The sequence below is a fragment of the Gelidibacter japonicus genome (assembly GCF_010725055.1).
Classification (GTDB): Bacteria; Bacteroidota; Bacteroidia; order Flavobacteriales; family Flavobacteriaceae; genus Gelidibacter; species Gelidibacter japonicus.
The window spans coordinates 254,983-280,117 of the sequence record NZ_BJKB01000005.1 but is presented as its reverse complement, the minus strand read 5'-3'; the positions used below and the strand labels follow the sequence as shown (position 1 = coordinate 280,117).

Below are 25,135 nucleotides of genomic sequence, written 5' to 3'. Positions count from 1 at the left end.
CTGTTCAATTTTCTTTATTGGACTTCAAAAGTTCCTTCACATCAATTTCTAGAATATTCGCTATTTCAAAAAGGATTTCAAGTCTTGGTTGTTGCCTGTTTTGCACATATCCGTTCACCATGTTGTAACTCTTTCCGAGCTTGTAAGCTAGCCAAGTTTGCTTGATTCCTTTCTCTTCAAGCACTTCCTTTATTCGGTTCATGTCCGTATAAATTTAAGTCGCTAAAATAGCCCAAATTTTCCATTTATCTCATTTTTCAATATACTTTTCGTTCGTTTCCTTGCTAGTCCGTCCGAGCGTTGGCAAAAAAATAGGCTCTTTTGGTTTTTTGCGTTTGGCTTGTGGGTCGATAAAAACCAAATGTGCCTATTTGCGCGTTGGCTTTTTCAGCATGGCATACAACTTGTATTTATAAGCACTAAAAGGACTCATATCTGCCCTCAGTGTGCCAACAGGAGCAACTTTTAGTTTATCTAATTTATTGTTAAAATTCCCAACCCCCAATCTACCACCTTTCCCCTAATTTTCCAATAAGTAGAACTACGTATATTTCACCCTCAAAAACCTATTCTCCTTAGTTCTCTCCCAAAATCGGCTCACAACCCTTCCCGAAAATCGCATTTAAAGAACCCAAACCATTGTCAAACACAAGCGGAGAAAGTGCGTTGAAAACCATCCATAATCTCGCTACATCGGTAATTAAAGAAGACATCCTAAAATCAAGATCGCCTTTTAAAATACGCCTTAATCTCCCGCGCCGTGTCCCGCGCCGTTTTCCCTACGCCATAGATGGTGCCAGAGGCAAAGCCAGTCCAATAACCATAGCCCACCAGCCAAAGCTGAGGTTCTTTTACGGAACGGGTGCCTTTGGTGGCAATCTGATGATTTTCCACCACCTCCAAAGCTTCCAAATGGTTGAGATTGGGTTTAAATCCGGTACACCAAATCACGGCATCAAAAGCTTCCTTCTTGCCATTGTCCCAAACCACCCCGTCTTTATAAAACGAGGCAAAGGGTCTGATATCGTGGTACACATCACGCTCTAAGCCATCGACCACACTTTCTACAAGAACGATATCACTTAAGGATACCCGCCGATTAAACGAGTCGGTGGTCTTGTCAAAAAAACTGGCATTGGCTTGATGGAAGAGGTAGCGGCCATCGATATCTTCGGGAAGAAACCGCGGGGGATCCAAAGTGACCCAGGTTGTGTCCGCCACTTTGGACACTTCCGAAAGGATCTGGGCGCCGGAGTTCCCGCCGCCTATGACCATGACTTTTTGATCTCTAAAAGCATCGGCATTGCGATAGTCCGCCGTATGCAGTTGCATGCCATGGTAGGCCTTCTGATTGGGATAGTGGGGGAGGTGCGGATTTTTAGCCGTTCCCGTAGCACTGACCACGGCCTTGGCATAGAAGTTCCCTTGGTTGGTTTCAAGCTTAAAAAGATCATCTTCCTTGGTCACCTGTACCACTTGGGTGTTGCGTTGCACCGGAAACTCATAACGGGCCTCGTAGGCTTTGAGATAGGCGATAAATTCATCCCTAATCGGGTAGTCATCCTTGGTGTCTGGCATCTGCCACCCGGACAGGGAACTGTAATCGGTGGGTGAGAATAGTTTCAGGCTCTCCCAATAATGCAGCCAGGCGCCACCCGCTTCGTTTTGATCGTCCAAAATGAGATAATCCAAACCGCTCCGTCTTAAAAAATACGCCACAGAAAGTCCTGCTTGTCCGCCGCCAATGATGATGAGATCGTAACTTTTCACTGTAGATATCGGTTTTATAAATTATGGACGCGCTTCGGTTTTGGGATGCTCTCATGGGTTGCTGCCGATTTGTGAAAATACATAAAACATTTCGGTGGCAATCTGCATACTGCGCTCCTGATATTTTTCGGCCTGTTGTGGCGTATTATCAAAAGCCTTCGGATCGGCATAGGTGATGGGGATGCGTGCCTCAGAACCGGGTACGAACGGACAGGCCTCGTTGGCGGAATCGCAGGTCATGATGGCGGCAAAGTCAGACTTGGGATTAAAATCGTCCTCCAGGCGTTTTGAAAAACCCATAATGGGATGGGCGTTGGCGGCATATTTGATGCTGTAGATGGGATTCTTGCCTTCGGAAAGTTGCGCGATCTGAAACCCAGACTTCCGCAAGGTCTCCGCCACCATGGGGAACAGGGCGGTGCTTTCTGTGCCACCCGAATAGCAGAACACCTGTTTCAACTGAAAATAATGGGCCATAGCCTGCGCCCAGACTTGCGATAAATGGCTCCTTCGCGAATTGTGGGTGCAGATAAAATGTAGGTTCACTACCTGATCCCGATCGACTTTCGACTGAATATAGGCCACCAAAGGTTGTAAGAGGGTTTTTCGTGCTGCGGTTATTGTTTCTGGCTTTAATTGAGTAATGAGGTGTTCTATTTTTGGGAAGGTCATAGTGATTTTATTTGGTGGAATGCGATTTTAGTTTAGAGAGGGCAGTTGAGGGTGAATCAATTGGTGTAAAAAGTTCATTTGTTGCTGCACTAAGATCATAGGAAAAACGCAAAGGTGTAAACAATCAATGCGGTAATGGCCGTATAAAACAGGCCGATAATGGTGACATAGCCGAGTCTTTTATGGGTGATCGAAAAACTGCCTGGCAAGGTTTTTCGCTTTTTCCATTTTTTATTGGAGGTGAAAATGGTAATGCCCCAAATGATATAGGTCAATACGGCTCCGATGATATGGGCCACCAGCACCGTCTTGAAAAATGGGGTATGGGTATATTCGCTATTGGCCACCAAACTCCCCGAACCTCCTGCCACTCGAATCTGAATCTCCAGAATGAGCACGGCAATCACACAGGTCCAAAAGAGGCGCTTTTGAATTTTAATGTGGGTGGGATAGTCCTTTTTCTTGATGAAGGAGACGGCATAAAGTGAAATAAAAGGGGCTAATACGGAAAGGATAAGGATGCCAAGGGTAATGATAAAGGTGGTAGTCATGCCTGCTTTTGGTTTCTGTTTAATAGAGACGCTAACTTAAACAAAAATGAGATAAAATATATCGCAGAATCATTATAATCATGCAGATGTACCACAATGTTCACCCTTGTGGCTCATCTTCCAGAAAACCCCGGAATATTAAAAATACCCACGGCAAGGTCGATCCAAACCAATAGAAAGATCAATAGAATAATGCCACAAAGAAGAAATCTGTTTCTCTTGCTCCTTACTTTTCTCAATACGAATTCACTTAACAATCCACCGCTGAAGACCATGATTCCAAATACTATAAAGTCGTCCAGCTTCCAGTTAAAGCCTTTGCCGTCCACTCCCGTACCTATGGTCAATTGCAGCATTAATGGCACCATCAGAAGTAGGCCTGCGCCAAGTAAAATACCGATGAGTCTTTTATTGGGATTGTTTGCGGGTGATTGATTTGTTTTCATTTTTTTGCGAATAACTTATTTTTTGCTCTTTGTCTGAAGAAAAACCATGATGACCGCAGTGGTGATGATTCCCATGATCAATGCGCTAATACTACTTTGAATGATATAGTTTTTAAGATTGAAATAGGCCTCAGCCTCTGCTACAGATTTGTGATAGCCTGTTTCCACGGAATAGGCAATGACGTTTGGAAAATATTCAGGTGTGATGATGGTGGAAGTGATCCACTGGGTCAATGGACTCAATAAGGCGATAAACACGGAGATGATCAACCCCGACACAAAACCTTGTTTATAGCTCATCTGTCCCTTATAAAAGTTACGTTTTTTATCTTTCAGGGCCAATACCATCATTATAATTGCCGGAATGGCAAACAGGTTGGTGAGGTACATGTGCTTGTCAATATGCGTGCTATGAAGGCCGGTCAGTTTTTCCATCAGCATCCAAAGTAAGCCAACAACAGAAAAGATAATGGCCCATTTAATTTCAATTGTTCTTGTTTTCATCGGTCGGTTATTTTGCATTTTCGTAAGCGGTTTGAAGCCAATTTACCACTTCCTGATCAATGTCTTTGAGCTCTGTCAACTTTATTTTGTGGGAGCACATGGCATTGGATTTTTCAGCTTCTAATTTCCCTTTTGGGGCCTGGCCTTTTAAATTAAGGCCGATTTCAAATCGGGTCTTGGTAGCGGGGTTGAGCGTGGCAAACTGCTTTTTGCGCCTTAAACTGACATAGGCTTTTTTGGGTGCAATGTCAATGTCATTCCCAAAGCTTTGTATGGTGGAAATTAGCTTGTCGTAAATCGGTTTTAAGTGTTCCTTTCCTTGATACTGATTGCTGATTAAATCATCTTGATTTGCTACGGATCCTGCATCCGATTTGTTCGCTTTGTGGGCCACCAAATTCGCAAAACCGTATGTGAAGTCGTGTTCTTTCTTTAAAAACGTAATGATGGCATTGTGCTTGGTCAGGTGCTGCTGTTTTACAATGTCGATCCATTGTTCCAAGGTCTTGCCTGTGTTTTTGTGTAGATTGTCAATCATTGTTTGGGCTGGATCCATAGGCAAGAGTATGTTTTATATGACCTTAATAAGATCGATCGACTTGAACCAAGCCTGATCAAGGTCAGGATATTTTCTATCAATAAAAGTACAAAACTATTTTTAAAAATCTGTCATGTCATTTTAGTTAGTGAAGAGAATTTATTAAGTAGGTGTTGACTAAGTCCTAACCAATCGGATATCATCCTCTTTAAAAGTTGTTATTCATTTCCACCAGTGGGTTTACGCCTTGGTTCTTGATTTATGAGTTCGATGGCTTTCTCCAATAACTCATCTCTGCCCTGTTTTATGCCTTCTATGGTTGGTTTAATTTCGACATCTGGAACGATACCGACTCTTTGGGTCTCTGTGCCATCAGGATAATAAACACCTATGCCTGAAATATTGGTGAGTAACCCACCAGGTAAATATATAGAGGATACGTCGCCATCTGCTCCAGCGGTGGTGCTGCCTACAACAGTGGTGTTTGCTCCAGCTCTAAATGCCATGGTTGTATATTCGGCCTGGCTTTGTGTGGTTTCATTTACCAAAACCACTAATTTACCGTTGTAGGTTATATCACCTTTGGGAATCTCCAATGGCGGTGTGAAAGTAAATTCGCCGACATGATCACTATTAAAATTACTGAATTTCACGAAGGGCGTTATTGATGAAACGAAATAGGAGCCTAATGAAAAAGGGACAAATACCGACGGATAGTTCCGAATATCTATGATTATACCTTTGGTGTCCTTAAAAACCTCTTTTATTTCAGGTATGTCCTCTTTCTTGATGAACTCTAAGCTGACATAACCAATATCTGGTGCAATAAATTTATAAGATTTGTCAGTAGTCCATCGATACCATCTCATGTTTAAATCTTCCTGTTTATAAAGCGGCAAACGATGTTGATGTTTTTGGTGATTTGAAATATAATCCACGCTGATGTCTTTATTGTTGGAGCGTAAAATATCTCGGGAAATATTTCTCAATTTCGCTGTTCTATTTGAAGCTGGATAATAAGCACCAACGCTATCAATAATAGCTTGTATGGGTTTATGATCTATGGCGGTGATGACATCTCCGATCTTGAGTTTTGCTACGGATTTTAATTCGGGATTGTAATACTCGGTCACGACGAGTTGCTCTTCAATGAATTCTACTTTGAGTGGTGGATAAAACATGCCCCTTCTATTCTGTACGTTATTAAAACCTACATAAGTGAAGCCATGGGAGTCATTGATCTCACCAATGAGTTGAATGCACGCCAATTCATAGTCTAATTTGTTTTTCGCATTGACAAAGATTGGAATATATTCCTTTAATACTCGGTTCCAATCTTTATCCGTCAAGTGCTTATATGGAAAAAAATATTGGATCATATTCCAATAGCGATACAACGTCAGTAGTTTAAATCCGTCATCCTCAAAGGCCATCGCGTAATACTCGTCTTCATTCAAAAATTCAGCATTCCCCGTATAAGCCTTTCCTATATAATAGTGATGTCCTTGAAACCTGTTTTGATAGATCTCCTGTAATTTGTTTTTTAATTCAGTGTTGAGCCCAAACTCATTGAGCCAGGACAGATCTGGTATTAAAACAGCGTCTTTTGAAGTCTCTTGGCATGTTGTACATGTCTCTATGGCGCCATATTTAGAGATCCATTTAAGTAATAACTGGTCTCTTTCGTTCGTGTTTTTTGAACTCATATATTCTGGAAGCATCCTGAAAAGTTCAAAATCCCAATTGTAATTTCCTTTACCGATTTCTGGGTGATTGTATTTTAAGAAGCCCCAGACTTTACCTAACAATTCTAAATTTGTGATCAGCGAATCATTGAGATTTGATATTTCGATATTTGAACCTGAATCAAATTCTTCATCTAAAGTAGCCTTATAAACCGGTTTTTCTTTTTCCTTAAGGGTTTGAACATCTTGACCGTCAATTGTCAAAACAAAATCATCAAACCATGCTTCCCCTGAACCAGTCATGATTCCTGCAACTAAAATAGTTTCCGCTTCTTTGGGATAGGCTAAGGTAATCGAATATTTCTGCCAATCTTTAGTGTCGTTAATGTTCCGGTTCTCCATATTTTCACCGGCTAAAGGTGTGTTGTTACCATCTATCCTTAATAATAATCCAGCATAGCCATTTTCCACATTTCTAATTTTCATATAGCCTTCAAGGGTTATAGAGTCTCCAGTATAATTGGCTGGAATTTCATAAGCAATAACACCATAAGTGCCATTGTCTCTTGATTTGATTTTTCCTGAATAGTTACCGGAATGAACTGTGAGCGTGTCTACCTCTAATGAATGATCGCCCCAATCCATCCAATCTTTGGCAAATAAATAACGTGGGTTGTATGTTTCGAAATCTAAATTGTATTTCTTTTCTGTCTGAGAGAGGCAGCTCATAGAAATAACGGCGAGTATAATTAAAGTAGTATGCTTCATTATGGCTTGGATTTTCAGGTGTTTGAAGCGTTGTGTTTGCTAAAATGCCGACATGTGCCTCATCACGAACCCTTAAAAATACAAAACTACTTTGTGAAATCTGCCGAGATGAATTATTTGATTAGAGAAAAATTGCAAAGTAACGCGACCATGATTGTTTTTCTGGATATTGATCCTATTGAAGCTATTCGGCGATTTTAATTCCCGGATTGAGTTCCAACAAGTCGGCAATCAATTCGTCATTGTTTTTTGGCGCGATATAGATTTCGTCATAGCTGTTGAACTTAATGATCAATCCGTTTGTGGCCATCGCTGGTTTAATGCCGCTCCACATCGTTTTTCCAACCACGATTTCTTTGATTTTGGAAATATCGATACGTCCTCTTAAAAATCCGGAACGGTAAATTAATTGGTTCTTTTCAATTTTATAAAGCGTATCAAAATAAATCCAAACTATCAGAGCCAACGGACTCAGTAAGGGCAAAAGAATAAATGGGTTTTTGATAAAGGTATCCTTATCGAGAAAGAAGAGGGCTATGGGCAATAGCACCGTACCAATCAGGAGATAATTGATCAATCCTTTTCTCTTGGCTTTATATGTTTTCATGCGATATGTCCTTTAATATTTTGATGCGTTGTTAAAATTATACGTCTTACCCTAAAAATGGTTCAATCCATCGTCAATAGGATTTTGCCAATATGGGTGCTGCTTTCCATCAGACGATGGGCTTCTGACACTTCCTGTAATGGAAATGTTTTATAAACGATAGGTTCAATTTGTTTAGAACCAAAAAGCGGCCAAATGGTCTGTTCCACCGCTTTGGCAATCATGGTTTTGACCTGGTCCGATTGAGGCTTTAAAAGGCTTCCGGTCAAGGTGAGATTCTTTTTCATCACCGTGAACAGGTCAATTTGGGCATCCATACTTTTCATGCCGTTGATATTGATGAGACGGCCCTTGTCATTTAAAATATCAAGATTCTTTTGCGTGTAGTCGCCACCAACCATGTCCAAGATGACATCTATTTTTTCATCTTTTAAAAGCGTTTCAAAGGCTTGCTTTTTATAATTGATCACCATTCCAAGGTCCAAGCCATTTAAAAATGCCATCTTTTCAGAACTGCCCACAGTGCTATAAACTTTCGAACCCAAGGCTCTGGCCATTTGTAAGCCTATGGTGCCAATACCACTGGTGCCGCCGTGAATCAATAATTTTTCACCAGGCTTCAGTTGCCCTAGATGAAAGACATTGAACCACACCGTAAAAACAGTCTCCGGAATGGCCGCTGCTTCTATTAAACTGATACCTTCCGGTATGGGGAGGCAGTGCGAACTGTTTACGGCAACATATTCGGCATAGCCACCGTTGGGGATCAGGGCGCAGACCTTATCACCAGTCTGCCAATCATTTACCGCCATGCCGATATCGACTATGTCACCTGAAACTTCCAGGCCTGGGATCAAATTTCCTATTGCGCCATGGCCATAGGCCGCCATGTTTTCTCGGGTGCTGATATCACTCCGATTGACACCTGCAGCCTTAACTTTGATCAACACCTGATGGGCTTCCGGTTTTGGTTTTGGACGGTCCTGCAAGCGCAATACTTCGGGTCCGCCAGATGTGGTAATATGTATGGCTTTCATGTTGTCTTTTTTATTGGAAGTCCATAAAGATAATATATTTAGAAGTGAGGCGTATTGGCCTAAGCCGTTTGTTCGTACAACCGATTTAATTGATGAAATGGTCGAGGTCCATTTGACCTTTCCAGAGGGCATGCCAACTCAAATTGGTCACATCTTTGTTAATATAAAGTCATTATTTATTGTTTTATAAAATGATAAACATGTATTTTCGTTTTTCCTAAATCAAATGGAATGACAGTGACGGAGTTTAGACCCATAATAAAGGTAATTGAAGAAGCATATGAGATCCCGCATTTGAAGGCCACGCGCAAGATTTCAGCCTTATTGCCCCACGACTATTATACAACAGATAAGCACTATCCCGTACTTTATCTGCAGGATGGACAGAATTTGTTCAATCCCATGGCACCGTTTGGCGATTGGGCCATCGATCAGTCTTTGGAAAAGCTTGCACAAGAGGGACATAGCGATATCATTATTATCGCCATTGACCATGGCAATCACGAACGCATCAATGAATATCTGCCTTATTACCATCCGCGCTATGGCGAAGGAAAAGGGAATTTCTATATCCAGTTCATTATCGAGAAATTGATTCCCTATATCAACAAGAATTACAGAACACTCACCGATTTTGAAAATACGGGCATTGGGGGCAGTTCCTTGGGTGGTTTGATCAGCTTGTATGCAGGACTGCAAAATCCGGGTGTGTTTGGAAAAATGATGATTTTTTCACCAAGTCTGTGGATCTCAAAAACCATTTTCAACCAGACCATTTCGTTTAAGCCTTTACGGAAATCGAAGATTTACCTCTATTCTGGCGGTATGGAAAGCGAAGAGCACCTACCAAATGCGAAGCGACTGGAAGCTATTTTTAGGGAAAAAATGGTGAACAATCATGACATCGATTTTAAATTTTCAATCAATGAGATTGGCGTTCATGCCGAAAAATATTGGAAACATGAATTTCCAAGAGCCGTTAAATGGCTCTATTTTAATTAAATACTATGATTTTTAAACAGGTTTCAAAAGTTAATACGCAATATGATGTCATTGTCCCTTGTAGAAAAGGCCAATTGGAACATCTTCAACAATTTATCACCATCAAAGACCCCGATTTTAATGGCGAGTTCGCTACCGTTCAGATGCTGTATGGCACTGAAGGGAATCGCGTCTATCTCTTGGGCCTTGGGGAAGAAAAGGATGCCGTAAAAGTGGATGAGGCGTTTAGAAAACTCAGCTTTGATCATAAAAAATACTGGAAAGCCCCTGTTCAAGTGGTGACCGCAGATTTGTCGGAGGCTGAACTCCAAAAGGCTATCATCGGACTCGAAATGTCGGCCTATGAGATCGGAACTTTTAAAAGTAAAAAGGAAGAGACTAAGGCCATTACTTTTGAGATGGTAAGCGACAAGGATATCACCGCTACTCTTCAAGAAGCACAGGCTATTGCAGAAACCATCAACCGAATTAAAACCTTGGTGGATGCACCGGCCAATCAGAAAACACCAAAGTTCTTGGGGCAATGGGCTGAAGATTCGGCGAAGGCTTCCGATTATAAATGCACCGTTCTGCACGAAAAGGAATTGAAGGCACAAGGATTTCATGCCGTCATGGCCGTGGGTCAGGGGAGTGTCAATCCGCCAGTGGTGATCGTGACAGAATACATGCCAAAAAAGGACAGTGCAGTGGATATTGGCTTGGTAGGCAAGGGGATTACCTTTGATACAGGTGGTCTGTCTATCAAACCTTCAACCAATCTGCACTATATGAAAAGTGATATGGGCGGCGCCGCTGTGGTATTGGGCGTTGTGGAACTGGTAGCAAAACTAAAGCTTAACATCAATATTGTAGGTGTTGTCGCTTCCGCGGAAAATGCGGTGGACAGCAATAGTTACAGGCCTGGTGATGTCATTGACAGTTATTCAGGAAAGACCATAGAAATTATCGATACCGATGCCGAAGGCCGATTGGTATTGGCCGATGGCTTGAGCTATATCATAAAAGCCTTTCAGCCAAAACAGGTGATTGATCTGGCTACCTTGACCGGGAGTGTAGTGCAAACTTTTGGCTATACTGCCGCGGGTATGTTTACCAACAATACGGAAATGTCACAAGGACTTTCAAAAATAGGTTTTGATACCAACGAACGGGTGTGGCCATTGCCATTGTTTGCCGATTATGAGGCTGATCTGCACAGTGATATTGCCGACTTGCGTAATTATAGCGGAAAGCCGGTGGCAGGTGCAATAACTGCTGCTAAATTTCTGGAAGCTTTTACTGACGGTCACAAAGCATGGGTGCACTTGGATATTGCGGGCGTTTCCTTCGGCGATTCACCGTATTCCAAGATGAAAAGCGCCAGTGGGTACGGGGTGCAACTGATTACAAATTATATTAAGGAGTTTGCTGGGAATTAAGCCTTTATTTTGTATTTTGTATCAGAATTTAGATATAAACAACATATAGCTTCACTCTTTTAGTTCATAAATCCTTTTTCGGATTGAGATGCTTAAAGCTCCGCTAGCCAAACTCCATTAAAACATGTCAAATAAACGACCACTCAATTTTTTATGCGTCACTACATACCATAAAGGCGCCGATTTCATTAAAAGCTGTAAGGCGGAAGGAAACAATGTCTATCTCTTGACCAAAAAGCAGTTGGAACATGAGGTTTGGCCTTGGGAAGCCATTGATGACGTGTTTTATGTCGAAAACTGGAATCAAAGTGATGTAACCAAAGGGATAGCCTATAAATTCAGAACAATCAAGTTTGACCGTTTTGTGGCTTTGGACGATTTCGATGTGGAGAAAGTCGCTCTCTTACGTGAGCACTTTAGAATGCCGGGGATGGGACGTACCACTTCGCACTATTTTAGAGATAAGTTGGCGATGCGTACCAAAGCATTGGCCGAAGGTATCAATGTACCCGAATTTACGGCCTTGTTCCACGATGTGGATATCAATGCCTATACCGATCGGGTGAGTCCGCCATGGTTGTTGAAACCGCGATTGGAAGCCTCAGCAACCGGGATTCGTAAAGTCAATAATAAGGAGGAGCTATGGCAGATTATCGATGTGCTCAAAGATGAGCGCGATAATTACTTGATTGAGAAATTCGCGCCTGGTGATGTGTATCATGTGGACAGTTTGATTGTTGACAGTAAAGTTATTTTTTCTCGTGCGAGCAAATATTTGGACACGCCATTTGAGGTCGCTCACGGTGGTGGCGTCTTCAGATCGGCCACCTGCGAAATAGGGTCTAAAATTGATAAGGCCCTGAACAAAATGAATGCTGAGGTCATGAAAGCTTTTGGAATGCAGTTTGGGGCTTCACATACCGAGTTTATTGCATCCAAGGAAACGGGGGAACTGTTTTTTCTGGAAACCTCTTCACGAGTGGGCGGGGCCAATTTGGCCGAAATGGTAGAGTTTGCTTCGGGCATCAATCTTTGGGGCGAATGGGCACGAATTGAATCGGCCACCTTAAGAAAGGAAATCTATAAACTGCCAAAGGTCAGGAACCAACATGCCGGTATTGTGGTGTCTCTAAGCAAATTTGAACACCCTGACACATCAAGCTTTAACGATCCGGAGATTGTTTGGCGCATGGATAAAAAATGGCATATCGGAATGATTGTGGTGTCTGACAGTAGCGACCGAGTTATGGAGTTGCTGGATAGTTACACCCAGCGCATCGCATCAGATTTTCATGCGAGTATTCCGGCACCGGATAAGAGCCTGTGATGAAGGGATTAGGTTTTAGGGACCCGCCCGAACGTGCCTTTTCGGTACGGGCGGGTTAGGGATTAGTAGTTCGAAAGAGTTCCACAATAACCCCGAAGTTTGCCATAGATACTTTTAATGGTTTATAAAGGAGTGTTCTGCGTAAATCTGTGAAATCTGCGGGAAATAATCACTATGACATAGTGGGTACAAGAAAAGTTTTTGCTGCTTTGTGAAAAATTAGTGGAATTATTTAATTCGTGATAATTAGTGCAACCCGCCTGAATGACAAAGTCGGGCAGGTCCGCGTTCCATCAAATCAAGGCTCAAAGAACCCCGTACTACCTCCAACCCAAGTCTTATCCTTATTGTATTTGACCCCTACCATTTCACCTTTGCTCAGTCGCATCAGGTTACTCACAATTTGAGTTTTATTGGTTTTGCTATTATGGAGCAACATCATTCGGATTTCACATTTTGCAGGGTCATCCATCGTTTCTATTACGGGTGCATAGGCCACTTTCTCCTGCAACAGATAATTCGATTTATCTTTTACCGCATCAATCATCGCTTTATCCACATGGATCTGCACACCTGCACCCGCAAAAGAATAGAGTGGTTTTAGAACATAATTCTCTAAATCGTTGGGAATGGTTTCAAGTTTATCCAAGTAGTAGGATTTTGGCACATAATCGCCTTTTAACAATGGCATCGTGTACTTGCTGATCCTGAAAAACCAATTCGGATGTCCAATCCATTCAATGTTTACTTCGTCTTTGAAATCAAATTGGCGAATTAAATCAGGACGCTGGTCCAATTCGTCAAAAATAATACGGTTATAAATCTTCAACACTTGAATCTCGGAACCCTTGTCATCCACATAAAATAATTGTTTTCCTCTTTTGATCAGTTTGGAAATGCACAATACTTTGATGCCCAATAAAGCCTCGGTGGCGTAAAAGTCGATGGCCGTAGCCTGTTTTTCTGGTTCGATCTCCAGAAGAATGACCTGCTTCGGATCGGTATCGCCAACAATCTCAGTGCGTAACAATTCGATATAGTCATCAGAGCTCAATCCGTTGAGGTGTTGTGAGAACTCTTCCGGGATACCGTCATAATGCTTGCGGTACATACTGCCTACCAATTCTTGAAAAAAGTAAAGAGAAGGAAAGCCTTGAAGTTCTATCAGCTTTGGCGTTAACTTGCCATTTTCATCCAAACACACGCCAAAATCCAATTGAATGAACTTGGAATGCTCATCTTCATTGGGTACTCTCATACTATCCTTAAAAAATGCGCCTTCGGTCAGTTCCTTAAAATTGGGCTGATCAATGACTTTCATGATGTCCTCACAAGCTTCCACCAATTTCTTTTTCAACTCCTTGGGAATAAATACAGGAGTCTCAGCGATCTTGAATTTTGGGGTATAGTCAAATTGAGCGACGATGTCTGCCAGCATACCGGCATATTTTTCTTCAGAAAATTGAGCGTTAAACGCCTTGCGTAAGGTGGCAATCATGATAAATTATGAGATTAATTGAGATGAGAGTTGTTTCATGGCACGTTCTATAAACTTCGGTAGAATGATTTTATGGGTTTTGATGATTTTGTCTGGATCATCCATTTTTTCCATCATATCATCATACTTTTCTTCACCAAAATTGGCTATGACCTTGTATTTATTGGCATCTGCGAGAAAATGTGCCCTCATACCAACGGGGTCAGCTTCGGGATGGAATTGTGTGCCTACAAATTCCTTTGAGAAACGAACCGCCATAATGGCACGTTCATAACTCACATGGCTTCGTATTTTTTCGAGACTTAATATGGAAGCGCCTTGTTCCTTAAAAACCTCCAAACGGGGTTGTACCAACTGCCAATCGCGAGAATCCACCGCATAAAACGGATCGTCCAAACCTTCCAAAAGCGGATCTTTCAGACCTTTTTTTGTTTTGTGAATGGGTAAAACACCAAAGGAAGTGCTCCGTCTTGGTTTCATTTCTCCTAATTTAAAATAGTCGCACACCACCTGAAACGAATAGCAGATAAAAAACATATATTTCTTTTGGTGCTGTGAGGTCTTATTAAAATCCCACAGGTCCTGTACTAAATTCAGATACGGAATACGCCATGGTCCATCTTCCAGCGGACTGTCAGGTCCACCACTCGATATATAAATATCAAAAGAGGTGTCAGGTATTTCCTCTGCACCTCTGACGTTGAATATGGTATAATCCACTTCATCTTTAAAACCACTTACGATATCGGCAATACAACGCAAACCCTGATTGGGTTGGTTGTTGTTCATATCAAGAATGGCTACTTTAAATTTTTCTTTAAGCATGTAATTTTTTCTAAGTTCCTAAAAGGGTCTGCTCAATAACATAGTCCACCACTTTAGTCAAATCCTTGGTCTCTTCGAAAACGGCAAGCTGTCTGTCGGCTCCTGTACCGTTTTTGATCATGGTCTTAACGTGTTCTATTTCCTTTCGGGAACCGAGCTCATCCACAACATCATCTACGAAATCAAGCAATTCGAGCATTAAATCTTTTGTGTTTACTTCACATTCCTTGCCAAAGTCGATCATACTGCCATCAAGTCCGTATCGGCTGGCCCGCCATTTGTTCTCATTGATCAAGGCGCGGTGGTAGAGCATAAAGTTAAGATTCTGGGTCCTTAACTTATAAAGTTTGGCAACCAAGGCCTGGATCAATGCGGCAATGCTCAGGGTTTCCTCAATGGTCATGGGGACATCACAAATACGTACTTCCAAGGTTGGGAAGAACGGATGCATACGAATGTCCCACCATATTTTCTTTGGATTATCAATACATTTCGTTTTGATTAAGATATCTATATAATGCTCATATTCGGCAACAGTTTGGAAGACTCCTGGAATTCCTGTTCTCGGAAATTTATCAAAAACTTTTGAACGAAACGATTTGAAACCCGTATTGCGGCCTTCCCAAAACGGCGAATTGGTTGATAAGGCATATACATGCGGTAAAAAATAACGCATGGCGTTGGTTAAATGTAAGGACAATTGCTTTTCTTCAATCCCCACATGTACATGGAGCCCAAAAATTAAGTTAGAACGTGCCGTATCTTGAAGTTCGTTGACAATCTCATCATAACGCGGGTTGGGCGTTATCAGCTGGGTCTGCCATTTTGTAAATGGATGTGTTCCCGCAGCACCAATCTTGAAACCCAAAGAGTTGGCAATTTCAGAAATGGATTTACGCAAATGGGTAAGGTCCTCTCTGGCCTCATGAATATCCTGACAGATATTGGTGCCAACTTCCACTACTGCTTGGTGCATTTCTGCCTTGACCTGGTCATTTAAGATTTTTGCCGCTTGGGAAACAATTTGTTGATCATGGGAAATGAGTTCACGAGTTTTTGGACAGATGACCTGATATTCCTCTTCAATGCCTAATGTGAATTTCATATTATCGGTTGGTTTTTTATGATCATCTTTCGGCCCAAAATTTCGGCCCGAAAGGTAATTGAGTTTCTATTTGAAAACAGTCTTTTTACCTGTAATCTGATCTTTAACAAATGTACCCCAGGTAAGGTTCATCTTGTCTTTCTTATATTGTTTGGCTTTTTCAATGGCCATATTGGCAGCATTTTCGACAATCCAGTCGAAGTTTTCCTGGCCTACCGAGTTGATATCCGCATCTGGTGCTGGGTTGCAGAAATCAATAGCATATGGAATACCGTCGCGTATAGCGAACTCTACCGTGTTAAAATCGTAGCCTAATGCCTTATTCAGACGGATACAGTATTTTTTGACCAAGTCCAAAATCTCTTGTTTCACAGGAGGTCCGTCAATGACATAGCGCAAATGGTGCGGATTTCTTGGCTCGTACTGCATGATATGGACGTTGTCCGTATTCAAGACATAACATCTAAAATATTCCGTAAAATTGATTTCTTCCTGCAGCATCATGACCAAATTCTCTGTTTCGGCATGTTTCTTCCAGAGATCCTGAGGGTTTTCAACCCGATACACACTCTTCCAGCCACCGCCATCATGAGGTTTCATATAGGCTGGAAAGCCAATGGTATCAAACATATGTTCCCAAGCAAAAGGAAATTTCATATTGCGGAAAGAGTTCTCATCGGTGTCCGGTGGACGATGCGAGGTTGGCAATATGAAGGTTTTCGGAACAGGAACACCTATTTTTTCTGCCAAGGCATTATTGAAAAACTTTTCGTCGGCACTCCACCAAAAAGGGTTGTTGATAACTGCGGTTCCTGAAATGGCCGCGTTTTTCAAGAAAGCCCGATAAAATGGAACGTCCTGCGAAATCCGGTCTATAATAACCGCATAATCTGTGGGTTTAGCCTGTTCTACCATATCTATGGAAACCGCTTCCGCTACAATTCCCTTGACTTTCTTTTCATTGACGCGATCAATAAATGCTTGTGGGAAGGTATTTTCTTGTCCGAATAGGATGCCTATTTTTTTCATAAATTTAAGTTTTATCATTTCCTCAACAGAGAAAATTTATTTAATAGTTGTTTTGGTTGTTTGTTTTTAGTTTTTAAAGCTTTGAAAGGTATTCCGGAAACATTTGTCGCCATAGAGGCCAGTCATGTTTTGCCCATTTGCGTACGTCGTACCAAAAAGGAATATTCTTGTCGTGCAGAATTTTGGCCATTTGATCATTGGCTTCCAGGCAGATATCCCATTCGCCAACTCCAAGAATGATTTTCATTTTCCATAAATCGGGATGGTTGTTCCCCGGAAGGTAATCTATAGGGTTGTTAAAAAATACATTGTCGTCATAGTGGTTGCCTACAAACGATTTGATATCGAATGCCCCACTCATACTGAACATATGGCTGACTTTCTCAGGATGTTTAAATGCGAAATTTGACGCCTGATAACCGCCAAAACTCGGACCTGCGACCGCCACTTTTGGCATACCTTTCTGATGACAAATTGAATTGACCACCTCATTCAATATAAACTGATCGTACCAATTATGGTTTTTTGCCCGTTGTGCGGGATGGATTTGTTTGTTATACCAACTCAGTTCGTTGATGCCATCTGGACAGTAAATCTGTACTTTGCCCTGCTCAACAAACCATCGGACGGATTCCACAAGTTTCATGTCCTTACATTCATTGTGTTTGCCCATAGTTGTAGGGAAAAGTATGACAGGATACCCTGAATGCCCAAAAACAAGCATTTCTATGTCTTTACTGAGGGTTGGCGAATACCATTTGTGATGTTGTTCTTTCAATATCTTATTTTTTAATAGGTTAGGCTAAAGCTGAAAAATGTGAACGGATGCTTCTTACAGTGTAGAAGTTGTGTTGGCTTCTTTATATTTAAACAAGTACAACAATATACTTTTTTTAATTATAAATACAATAGCATCCAATAGGAATCTTAAATTTTTGTGAAAATCTTAAAGAATACGGAGGAATCTTAATTTTTTGGAATCTTTTTTAAGATTAAAAGTGGATTAATTTCATAATGAGTCTATGGTTTAGCCTAGTCCAATTTAGATGTGAATGCTTTGGCAGTCATTAATTTACAATTCATCCTTCAAATATGACAGTTCAGACCTACAGATTTTAAGGATTTAAAGAGTAAATGGATATTTGCTTCCATAAACCAATATCCAATAAAATGAAACATCTAATTATTATTACCGTATTATTTGTGACAGGAATTTTATCTGCGCAAAGTTCTTATGACAAAGGCATGGAAAAAGCTTTTGAGCTTTGGAAAAACAATCAATGGGACGAGGCTGAGCAGCTTTTTGAACGTATTGCTGCAGCTGAACCTAATGCTTGGTTGCCAAATTATTATATTGCCCAAATGAACAGTTTGAAATCTTGGGAAGAAAAGGACGCCGATAAATTAAAAGCGCAATTGGAGAAAGCGCAAAACTTTCTCAATGATGCCATGGCCATCGAAAAGTACAACGCCGATTTGTTGGTCATGCAGGCACAAGTCTTGACCAATTGGGTGGCCTTTGACGGGATGACCTATGGGATGAAGTATTCTGCTAAGATATCGGATCTTTATGAAAAAGCTTTTGCCATGGCGCCAGAGAACCCAATGGTGGTCCTTGCTAGAGCCGAATGGAATATGGGAAGCGCAAAATATTTTGGGCAGGATACCAAACCATTTTGTAAAGATGTGGAAAAAGCCATTGAACTTTTTGCTAACTTTAAGCCTGAAACTGCTTTTTATCCTAACTGGGGGCAAAAGCATGCCGAATCCGTATTGAAATCCTGCAACGACTAATACACCATAGACCGAGATTATGATGGGCAAATCCATGAAAAATATACTCCTCACTTTTATTATAGGTTGTGCTGTATATGTGATCGGAAATTTTTTGTCAAACGGATTTGATTATAAAACGATCAATGAATTCTTAGTTGACTTTGGTTTTTATCAGCTCTATGCATTTCTTTTGGGATATTCAAATTATTATTATTTCGCCTATCTCGAAAAGTTAAAATGGAACAAGGAGGATGGCCTAAAACGTATTCTTGTGGGTATTACCGGTTCGGTAATCCTAACGATGGCTGGGTTGTTTATTTTGAATGGCTTTCAATATTACCTTTATAAAGGGGTTTCGCTGATTGACTTTCTTCAAACGCAACACTGGAGGAACTTCAGCTTTGGGCTATGGATTACCCTGACCATTGTTATCATTTTTCATTTTGTTTATTTCTATAATCGGTATCAACAAAATAAGATAAAGGAACAGAAAGTTATAGCCAATACGGCCAGTGCGCAATTTGAAAGCTTAAAAAATCAAATAGATCCTCATTTTTTGTTCAATAGTTTGAATGTATTGACCTCGTTGATTGAGGAAAATCCTGATAACGCCCAACGTTTTACGGTGTCGTTATCCAAGATCTACAGATATGTTTTAGAACAAAAGGATAAGGAATTGGTTACGGTTGCTGAGGAACTAGAGTTTGCCAAAACCTATATGAACTTGTTGAAAATGCGTTTTGAAAACAGTGTTACTTTTGAAATTCCAGAACATTTCAACAATGAAGATGCCAAGGTGGTCCCCTTGTCCTTGCAATTGCTTTTGGAAAACACCATTAAGCATAATACCGTGAGCGAATCAAAACCCTTGCACATCAAAATCACGGTGGAAGATAACTATTTGGTGGTGCAGAATAATTTACAGAAAAAAGAAGTCCTTCAAACCAGAAAAGGGGTAGGGCTCCAAAATATTGTCAATAGATATGATATTTTAACCAAACGCAAGGTGTTGATTGACGAATCAAATGCCTTCTTTAAGGTGAAAATACCCATCTTAACCAAACAAATTTCAATCATGGAAACAAAACTATTATATAACGAACAAGATGCCTATCAACGGGCAAAAAAGAGAGTGGAAGACATTAAAGGATTTTTTGGGAATTTAGTGTCCTATTGCGTAGTCATCCCATTTTTAATATTTATAAACTACAAAACCTCATGGGACTATCAATGGTTCTGGTTCCCAATGTTGGGCTGGGGGATGGGCGTCATCTTTCATGCCTTTGGTGTATTTGGCTACGGAAAAGAATGGGAAGAACGAAAAATAAAGGAAATCTTGGAAAAAGAACAGCAGACTAAAACATGGAACTAATGGAAATGAATTATTTTGAAAAGGAACGCTATGAGCGCGCAAAGAAACGCGTGCAAAGAATCACTGGGTTTTACAGTCACCTCTTGGTTTATGTTGTGATTAATTTGATGATTGTAGTAGTGAATGTGCAGCGATTGGACCCAGGCGAAAGTTATTTTCAGTGGCAGAACTTCACCACCCTGTTTTTTTGGGGCATCGGACTTTTGGCACATGGTCTGTCGGTTTTTATGCCATATATCGTCTTAGGAAAAAACTGGGAAGAGCGAAAAATAAAAGAACTGATGGAAAAGGAACGCAAAAGTAAGTGGGAATGAGGGTTTGAGATTCGGGATTTAAGAATATAGAATCAAGAATCAAGAATATAGATTCAAGATTCCACAATTAGCAACATAATCAATACCTAATCGGGAATCCCTAATGCCTCATCCCTAATCCCTCATCCCTAATGCCTAATACCTAATACAAAATGAACGTAATCATCATAGAAGACGAAAAACCATCCGCACGTCGTTTGCAGCGTATGTTGGCCAACTTACAGATAGAAGCGAATACCTTATTGCATTCTGTTGAGGAATCCATTGCTTGGTTTTCAGAAAACGCGCATCCCGATTTGATTTTTTTGGATATTCAATTAAGTGATGGCCTGTCTTTTGAGATTTTTGAAGCTATAAAAATCAATTCTGCGGTCATCTTCACAACCGCTTATGATGCCTATGCATTGCAGGCCTTCAAGCTCAATAGTATTGATTACTTGTTGAAACCGATTGATGAAGAGGATCTCGCAAGGGCAGTCACAAAATATGAGACACGCCTGCCGATACAGAAATCGGTGGTACTTGATTTTGACGACATCCGTAAAATGTTGGTCAATCCGTTGGATCGGGCCTATAAAAAGCGGTTTTCGGTTAAAATTGGACAGCATTTGAAGTTGATCGCCGCTGAGGATATTGAGTGTTTTTACAGCGAGAATAAAGGTACCTATGCCTATACCAGCGACGGAAGAAATTATCTTTTGGATGTCAGTTTGGAACAATTGGAGCCCGATTTAGAGCCGAATGTGTTTTTTCGGGTCAGTCGAAAATTCTTCGTGAATATTGATGCCATCAAGGACATGATCAGTTATACCAATTCAAGGATCCAGATCAAATTAAAGAATTTCACTGAACACGACATCATTGTGGCAAGAGAACGGGTCAAGAACTTTAGGGAGTGGCTCGAATAATTAATTGTCAATGCGATTGTCATCAAACGCCGATGGCAGTAGCTTTGGAATAAACTTGATAAACAAAGGCAATAAGATAGCACCTCCGGGCAACATAAATATGGCTAAACTGGGAATGGACTTAAAAATATCCAACAATTGCTCTTGAATTTTTCTATGCTCTTCATCGGTCAGATCTCTTTGGGTAGACTGGGTCAACAACACCATTAATTCTTTACTTTCCCTAAGTTCCTTAACCAGACGCTTGCTGTTTCTGCTAATGAGCTTGATGACCATCTTACTGGAATTGTCATAAAAACTCTGAACAAAATTCTTGGAGCCTAAAGTGGCAATACGGTTGTCATTACGTGAATAAAAGTTATCAATATCCTGAATGGATTGTTTTAAAACGGATGGATCAAGGTCTAAATGACTGCAAAATTGGGTCAAGAACTTATTCTCGCTTTGGTCAACAGTTTTATCTGTCCAAGATGCCATACAAGCCAGGTCAATGGTATATTGTTTTTCTAATGATGTTTTAAGTGCATTGATCGCATCGCCATAATCCATAGGATCGTCATTGTGGTAGCGTCTTGAGGCCATGAATAACTTGGTCAAACTATCATCATACTTGCTCTTTTGATGCTTGGATTCAAAAACTTCAATCACAATAGTTTCTATAGCACTTTCAATTGTCTGTAAATACTGATCTGAAACAGTTTTGGTTTCTAAAAACTTTTCATACGCCAGCAAATCAACGAACAGAAGTGCATTGATAATAAAATAATTAAAGTTTTTGGTAAAGATATTGTCATCAATATGAATGCGCTTATGGATCAGTTCTTCCAAAAGTGCGGCAGACTTCTTTTTACCAAGGATGGCATCAAAAATCGAGGTTTTACTTACCGTAATGGCACTATAGAAATTGATGACACTGTCAATGAATTTTTCCTCGGAAGGGTTGTTTTCGTAAAAATAAAAGAACGCCAAAATAAGATTGGCTTTGCACAACTCCTCATCAGTGAGGTCATTTTTAGGAACCACATCACTTACAATACCAACATTACTCCCATAGATAAAACCACAAAACTTGAGTTCTTGATAGAACAATTCAAGAGGTTTATTCACGAACGTTTCTTCTGTAGAAACTTCGTTGAGCAGTTTTTTTATCCAGCCTGATGCAGAAGGATTCATAGTCGTCAATCAATTAGGCTGCAAAGATACTTAATTTATTGAGCTCAGTATTATTTTTTTGGCCATCCCTACCAATGAAAAAACAGGTTTTCTTCTTCTACTAAAAGGTCTAATCTTATTTTTTTTCACTTTAATTGAGTTTTTACAAAACCGTCTTTTTCATTTTTCCGTAGGTATGCACAGAGACATAAATAATTAACAAAAATTCTCAAATTATGAAAAAAACAAAAATTTTAGTAGGAGTAGCAGTTATTACGGTAGCGGGCTTCTTCGCAATTGCAGCAGATCATATTGACGCTCCTGCAGTTACCGGTGGAACGAATGACATTACCGATTTTTATGCCTTTCAGGGGCAAGATAACAACAACATCGTATTTGTTGCGAACGTTCAAGGTCTTTTATCGCCTACAGCAACACAAAATGCCAAGTTTGATGAGAACACGATGATTGAAATCAACATTGATACCGATGGTGACGCGGTTGAGGATTTAGTCATCCAGGCCATTCCAAAAGACGGCAAAATGTATTTCTTCGGTCCCGTAGCACCGGCTCAAGCAGGTTTGATGAGTACTGTGCGTACTTCAGGTATGTCCTCAAGTGTAGGGATTACAGCAGCAGGTGCTAATGCTGTGGTGGCAACCAATGCAGGGAAGAGCTTTTTTGCTGGTCCGCGTGATGATCCATTCTTTTTTGACTTTGACCAGTTCAACGCTATTTTGGCAGGCACTGCTACAGGCTTTAACGATCCAGGAACAGATAAATTTAAAGGCACCAACGTGTTGTCAGTGGTAGTGGAAGTACCAAAAACAATGATTGGTGGTTCGGGAAACATCAACTCATGGGTTGAAACAAAAAGAAAACAATAAACTCTAAAAAACTTAATTATGAAATTCAATAATATAAAAATAGCTGCAATCGCAGTATTAATTTCTCTTACTGCATATAACTGTAGTAATGACGACGACTCTAAAGAACCTTCAGGACCTGACTTCTCTGGGAATTATATCCAAGAAGATCAAATGGCAAGGCCAGCAATCAACACGGTATTTGTTTCCATGGGCCAAAAGGATGCTTTTAATGTTACTGTGCCTTCCAATCAGGGTGCTGCCTACCAATCAAGTTTTGAAAGTAGATTGTTGGCATTGAATCCTGGTTATACCACCAATGCATTGGGTATGGACGCAGCAACCTTTACAGGAGCTTTAGCCACCGATGTTTTGACAGTTTCTTTAGATGGAACAACCACCTTTTTTGATGGCACCAATGTGCTGACCGGTCGTGCTTTGGCCGATGACGTGATTGATGTTGAATTACTATTGATCTTTGGTGGCCCAATGGGTACGGACAATGGTCCTGTAACAAGTGATCATGTGGATGCGAATGACAAACCATTCTTAAGTTCATTTCCATATTTGGCAGCGCCACATATGTAGAATCAACATCCCCTGAAATAATCTCCCCAAGTTATTTCAGGGTTATTTAAAAAAACCAAAGACAAAAAACTCACAAAAAACAATCTCATGAACTCAAAATATATCTTGGCAATGTGCTTTCTGGTGATATTAAGCAGTTGCAATACATCTCCTAATAAAGTCACCAATGTTTCAGATTACAACGACTATCTGGAACTTGCAGAAAATAAAAATTTGATGGATGCAGAAAAGGAATATGCCTTTTGGACCGCGAAAACAGAAGAAGCCCATAACCCCTATTCTTACTCCAGCCAAATTGCACATGCTTATGCTTCGATGTTTGCCGCTACAGGAAAAATCGATTATCTAAAGTTAGCTGAAGAGAACCTAATCCAACTCAACGAATCAAAAAACCATGAATCGTCTGGCGCGATGAAAAGTTTAGCGGCCAACTATATATCCCAACACAAATTCAAGGAAGCCTTACAATTGTTAAACAAAGCAGAAATGAATGGTGATAATCTTAAAGGCACGCAAAAAATGCTATTTGATGTGCATTTAGAATTGGGAAACTATAAAATGGCCAAAGCCTATCTGGCGAAATTTGAAAACATGTCGGACTTTGATTATTTGATCCGACTGGCCAAATGGAGTGATCATATAGGTAATTTGGATGCGGCCATTACTTATTTGGAAAAAGCCAAAACTGTTGCAGAGTCGTCAAATATGAAAGGGATCAAACAATGGTCTTATACCAACTTAGCTGATTTTTATGGTCATGCGGGTAGAATTGACGATTCCTATGCTCATTATTTAATGGCTTTGGAATTGGATCCAAACGATGCCTATGCTAAAAAGGGCATTGCGTGGATTGTCTATTCCCATGAAAAAAATCCTGACGAAGCCTTACGTATTTTAAATTCGGTGATGAGAGATTATCATGCACCAGATTATTATTTGTTGAAATCTGAAATTCATGAATTCAAAGGTGATATGGCGGCCAAAGATGAACAACTGGCATTATATATAGAGGCGGTTAAAAATAAGGCCTACGGCGATATGTATAATCAATACAATGTACTATTGTACACTCAGGAAAATCAGAACTTGAAAGAGGCTATTGCTATTTCAAAAAGTGAAATAGAAAACCGTCCTACGCCACATTCCTATGATTTATTGGCCTGGTCTTACTTTAAAAACGGACAGTTGGAAGAGGCACTTAATCTGACCAGAAATCACGTGTTGGGATTTACCTCAGAGCCTTTGGCGTTGTACCACAGCGCAGAGATTTTAAAAGCCTCAGGCTATCTTGATGAAGTAAAAGGGTTAAAACCAGATTTAATGGACAGTACATATGAATTGGGACCACTAATGGCAGAAAAAGTAAGCCAACTATAA

Annotated in this window: 26 protein-coding genes; 10 read left to right on the top strand and 16 right to left on the bottom strand. The window is 40.5% G+C overall.

Translation table 11 applies throughout. The features are described 5' to 3' along the window. Positions 1 to 4: 4 nt before the first annotated feature. The 10 genes from G6N06_RS07790 to G6N06_RS07745 all read right to left on the bottom strand — a co-directional run bounded on the left by G6N06_RS07790 (position 5) and on the right by G6N06_RS07745 (position 8,578). A complete protein-coding gene (locus tag G6N06_RS07790; protein ID WP_163515569.1) occupies positions 5 to 202 on the bottom strand; it encodes a helix-turn-helix domain-containing protein in 198 nt (65 codons plus the stop codon). A gap of 518 nt (positions 203 to 720) precedes the next feature. Continuing rightward, positions 721 to 1,770 carry an ArsO family NAD(P)H-dependent flavin-containing monooxygenase gene (locus G6N06_RS07785; protein WP_205334740.1) on the bottom strand — a complete coding sequence of 350 codons (1,050 nt, stop codon included), beginning with the start codon at positions 1,768 to 1,770 and terminating at the stop codon, positions 721 to 723. 51 nt (positions 1,771 to 1,821) lie between these two features. Beyond that, positions 1,822 to 2,442 carry an arsenate-mycothiol transferase ArsC gene (locus tag G6N06_RS07780; RefSeq protein ID WP_163515568.1) on the bottom strand — a complete coding sequence of 207 codons (621 nt, stop codon included), beginning with the start codon at positions 2,440 to 2,442 and terminating at the stop codon, positions 1,822 to 1,824. Positions 2,443 to 2,537: 95 nt separating this feature from the next. After that, positions 2,538 to 2,993, bottom strand: a complete 456-nt coding sequence (locus G6N06_RS07775; RefSeq protein WP_163515566.1) for a DUF420 domain-containing protein — start codon at positions 2,991 to 2,993, stop codon at positions 2,538 to 2,540. A 113-nt stretch (positions 2,994 to 3,106) separates the two neighbouring features. Continuing rightward, complete coding sequence (locus tag G6N06_RS07770) at positions 3,107 to 3,439, bottom strand: hypothetical protein (RefSeq protein ID WP_163515564.1); 333 nt, start codon at positions 3,437 to 3,439, stop codon at positions 3,107 to 3,109. Positions 3,440 to 3,454: 15 nt separating this feature from the next. Continuing rightward, the gene (locus G6N06_RS07765; protein WP_163515562.1) at positions 3,455 to 3,943 is read right to left on the bottom strand and encodes a DUF4199 domain-containing protein; all 489 of its coding nucleotides are present in this window, start codon (positions 3,941 to 3,943) and stop codon (positions 3,455 to 3,457) included. A 7-nt stretch (positions 3,944 to 3,950) separates the two neighbouring features. Beyond that, entirely contained in the window at positions 3,951 to 4,499 is a 549-nt protein-coding gene (locus tag G6N06_RS07760) for a DUF5655 domain-containing protein (RefSeq protein WP_163515560.1), read from the bottom strand. A gap of 200 nt (positions 4,500 to 4,699) precedes the next feature. Beyond that, positions 4,700 to 6,934, bottom strand: coding sequence for a S41 family peptidase (locus G6N06_RS07755; RefSeq protein WP_163515558.1), 2,235 nt, complete (start codon positions 6,932 to 6,934; stop codon positions 4,700 to 4,702). Between the two features lie 184 nt (positions 6,935 to 7,118). After that, positions 7,119 to 7,541, bottom strand: a complete 423-nt coding sequence (locus G6N06_RS07750; RefSeq protein ID WP_163515556.1) for a PH domain-containing protein — start codon at positions 7,539 to 7,541, stop codon at positions 7,119 to 7,121. A 62-nt stretch (positions 7,542 to 7,603) separates the two neighbouring features. Then, complete coding sequence (locus G6N06_RS07745) at positions 7,604 to 8,578, bottom strand: NAD(P)H-quinone oxidoreductase (RefSeq protein WP_163515554.1); 975 nt, start codon at positions 8,576 to 8,578, stop codon at positions 7,604 to 7,606. A 231-nt stretch (positions 8,579 to 8,809) separates the two neighbouring features. On the opposite strand from G6N06_RS07745, the gene G6N06_RS07740 reads away from it, so the two are divergent. The 3 genes from G6N06_RS07740 to G6N06_RS07730 all read left to right on the top strand — a co-directional run bounded on the left by G6N06_RS07740 (position 8,810) and on the right by G6N06_RS07730 (position 12,325). Beyond that, positions 8,810 to 9,580, top strand: coding sequence for an alpha/beta hydrolase (locus tag G6N06_RS07740; protein WP_163515552.1), 771 nt, complete (start codon positions 8,810 to 8,812; stop codon positions 9,578 to 9,580). A 5-nt stretch (positions 9,581 to 9,585) separates the two neighbouring features. Next, positions 9,586 to 10,998, top strand: coding sequence for a leucyl aminopeptidase family protein (locus G6N06_RS07735; RefSeq protein ID WP_163515550.1), 1,413 nt, complete (start codon positions 9,586 to 9,588; stop codon positions 10,996 to 10,998). 124 nt (positions 10,999 to 11,122) lie between these two features. Next, complete coding sequence (locus G6N06_RS07730) at positions 11,123 to 12,325, top strand: ATP-grasp domain-containing protein (RefSeq protein ID WP_163515547.1); 1,203 nt, start codon at positions 11,123 to 11,125, stop codon at positions 12,323 to 12,325. A gap of 298 nt (positions 12,326 to 12,623) precedes the next feature. Here G6N06_RS07730 and G6N06_RS07725 read toward each other — a convergent pair whose 3' ends face one another. The 5 genes from G6N06_RS07725 to G6N06_RS07705 form a co-directional block, all read right to left on the bottom strand. Beyond that, positions 12,624 to 13,823 carry a hypothetical protein gene (locus G6N06_RS07725; RefSeq protein ID WP_163515545.1) on the bottom strand — a complete coding sequence of 400 codons (1,200 nt, stop codon included), beginning with the start codon at positions 13,821 to 13,823 and terminating at the stop codon, positions 12,624 to 12,626. A gap of 6 nt (positions 13,824 to 13,829) precedes the next feature. Further along, positions 13,830 to 14,648 carry a type 1 glutamine amidotransferase gene (locus G6N06_RS07720; protein ID WP_163515544.1) on the bottom strand — a complete coding sequence of 273 codons (819 nt, stop codon included), beginning with the start codon at positions 14,646 to 14,648 and terminating at the stop codon, positions 13,830 to 13,832. Between the two features lie 10 nt (positions 14,649 to 14,658). Further along, complete coding sequence (locus G6N06_RS07715; protein WP_163515542.1) at positions 14,659 to 15,753, bottom strand: carboxylate-amine ligase; 1,095 nt, start codon at positions 15,751 to 15,753, stop codon at positions 14,659 to 14,661. 66 nt (positions 15,754 to 15,819) lie between these two features. Next, positions 15,820 to 16,782: an ATP-grasp domain-containing protein gene (locus G6N06_RS07710; protein ID WP_163515540.1), complete on the bottom strand. Its 963-nt coding sequence runs from the start codon at positions 16,780 to 16,782 to the stop codon at positions 15,820 to 15,822. A 73-nt stretch (positions 16,783 to 16,855) separates the two neighbouring features. After that, positions 16,856 to 17,560: an esterase family protein gene (locus G6N06_RS07705; RefSeq protein ID WP_163515538.1), complete on the bottom strand. Its 705-nt coding sequence runs from the start codon at positions 17,558 to 17,560 to the stop codon at positions 16,856 to 16,858. 392 nt (positions 17,561 to 17,952) lie between these two features. Between G6N06_RS07705 and G6N06_RS07700 the strand changes: the two genes are divergently transcribed. The 4 genes from G6N06_RS07700 to G6N06_RS07685 all read left to right on the top strand — a co-directional run bounded on the left by G6N06_RS07700 (position 17,953) and on the right by G6N06_RS07685 (position 21,152). Beyond that, the gene (locus tag G6N06_RS07700) at positions 17,953 to 18,576 is read left to right on the top strand and encodes a tetratricopeptide repeat protein (RefSeq protein ID WP_163515537.1); all 624 of its coding nucleotides are present in this window, start codon (positions 17,953 to 17,955) and stop codon (positions 18,574 to 18,576) included. Between the two features lie 34 nt (positions 18,577 to 18,610). Beyond that, positions 18,611 to 19,930 (top strand): 2TM domain-containing protein, encoded by a 1,320-nt coding sequence (locus G6N06_RS07695; RefSeq protein WP_240338008.1) that lies wholly within the window; start codon positions 18,611 to 18,613, stop codon positions 19,928 to 19,930. Further along, the gene (locus tag G6N06_RS07690; protein WP_163515535.1) at positions 19,930 to 20,244 is read left to right on the top strand and encodes a 2TM domain-containing protein; all 315 of its coding nucleotides are present in this window, start codon (positions 19,930 to 19,932) and stop codon (positions 20,242 to 20,244) included. Before G6N06_RS07695 ends, G6N06_RS07690 begins: the two co-directional genes overlap by 1 nt. Positions 20,245 to 20,396: 152 nt before the next feature. Next, complete coding sequence (locus G6N06_RS07685; protein ID WP_163515533.1) at positions 20,397 to 21,152, top strand: LytR/AlgR family response regulator transcription factor; 756 nt, start codon at positions 20,397 to 20,399, stop codon at positions 21,150 to 21,152. On the opposite strand, the gene G6N06_RS07680 is transcribed toward G6N06_RS07685, so the two are convergent. Further along, positions 21,153 to 22,325 (bottom strand): LETM1-related biofilm-associated protein, encoded by a 1,173-nt coding sequence (locus G6N06_RS07680; protein WP_163515531.1) that lies wholly within the window; start codon positions 22,323 to 22,325, stop codon positions 21,153 to 21,155. A gap of 215 nt (positions 22,326 to 22,540) precedes the next feature. Here G6N06_RS07680 and G6N06_RS07675 point away from each other — a divergent pair, with 215 nt between their 5' ends. The 3 genes from G6N06_RS07675 (at position 22,541) to G6N06_RS07665 (ending at position 25,135) form a co-directional block, all read left to right on the top strand. Further along, positions 22,541 to 23,191: a DUF4331 family protein gene (locus G6N06_RS07675; RefSeq protein ID WP_163515529.1), complete on the top strand. Its 651-nt coding sequence runs from the start codon at positions 22,541 to 22,543 to the stop codon at positions 23,189 to 23,191. 18 nt (positions 23,192 to 23,209) lie between these two features. After that, entirely contained in the window at positions 23,210 to 23,758 is a 549-nt protein-coding gene (locus tag G6N06_RS07670) for a DUF4331 family protein (RefSeq protein ID WP_163515527.1), read from the top strand. Between the two features lie 87 nt (positions 23,759 to 23,845). Continuing rightward, positions 23,846 to 25,135, top strand: coding sequence for a tetratricopeptide repeat protein (locus G6N06_RS07665; protein WP_163515525.1), 1,290 nt, complete (start codon positions 23,846 to 23,848; stop codon positions 25,133 to 25,135).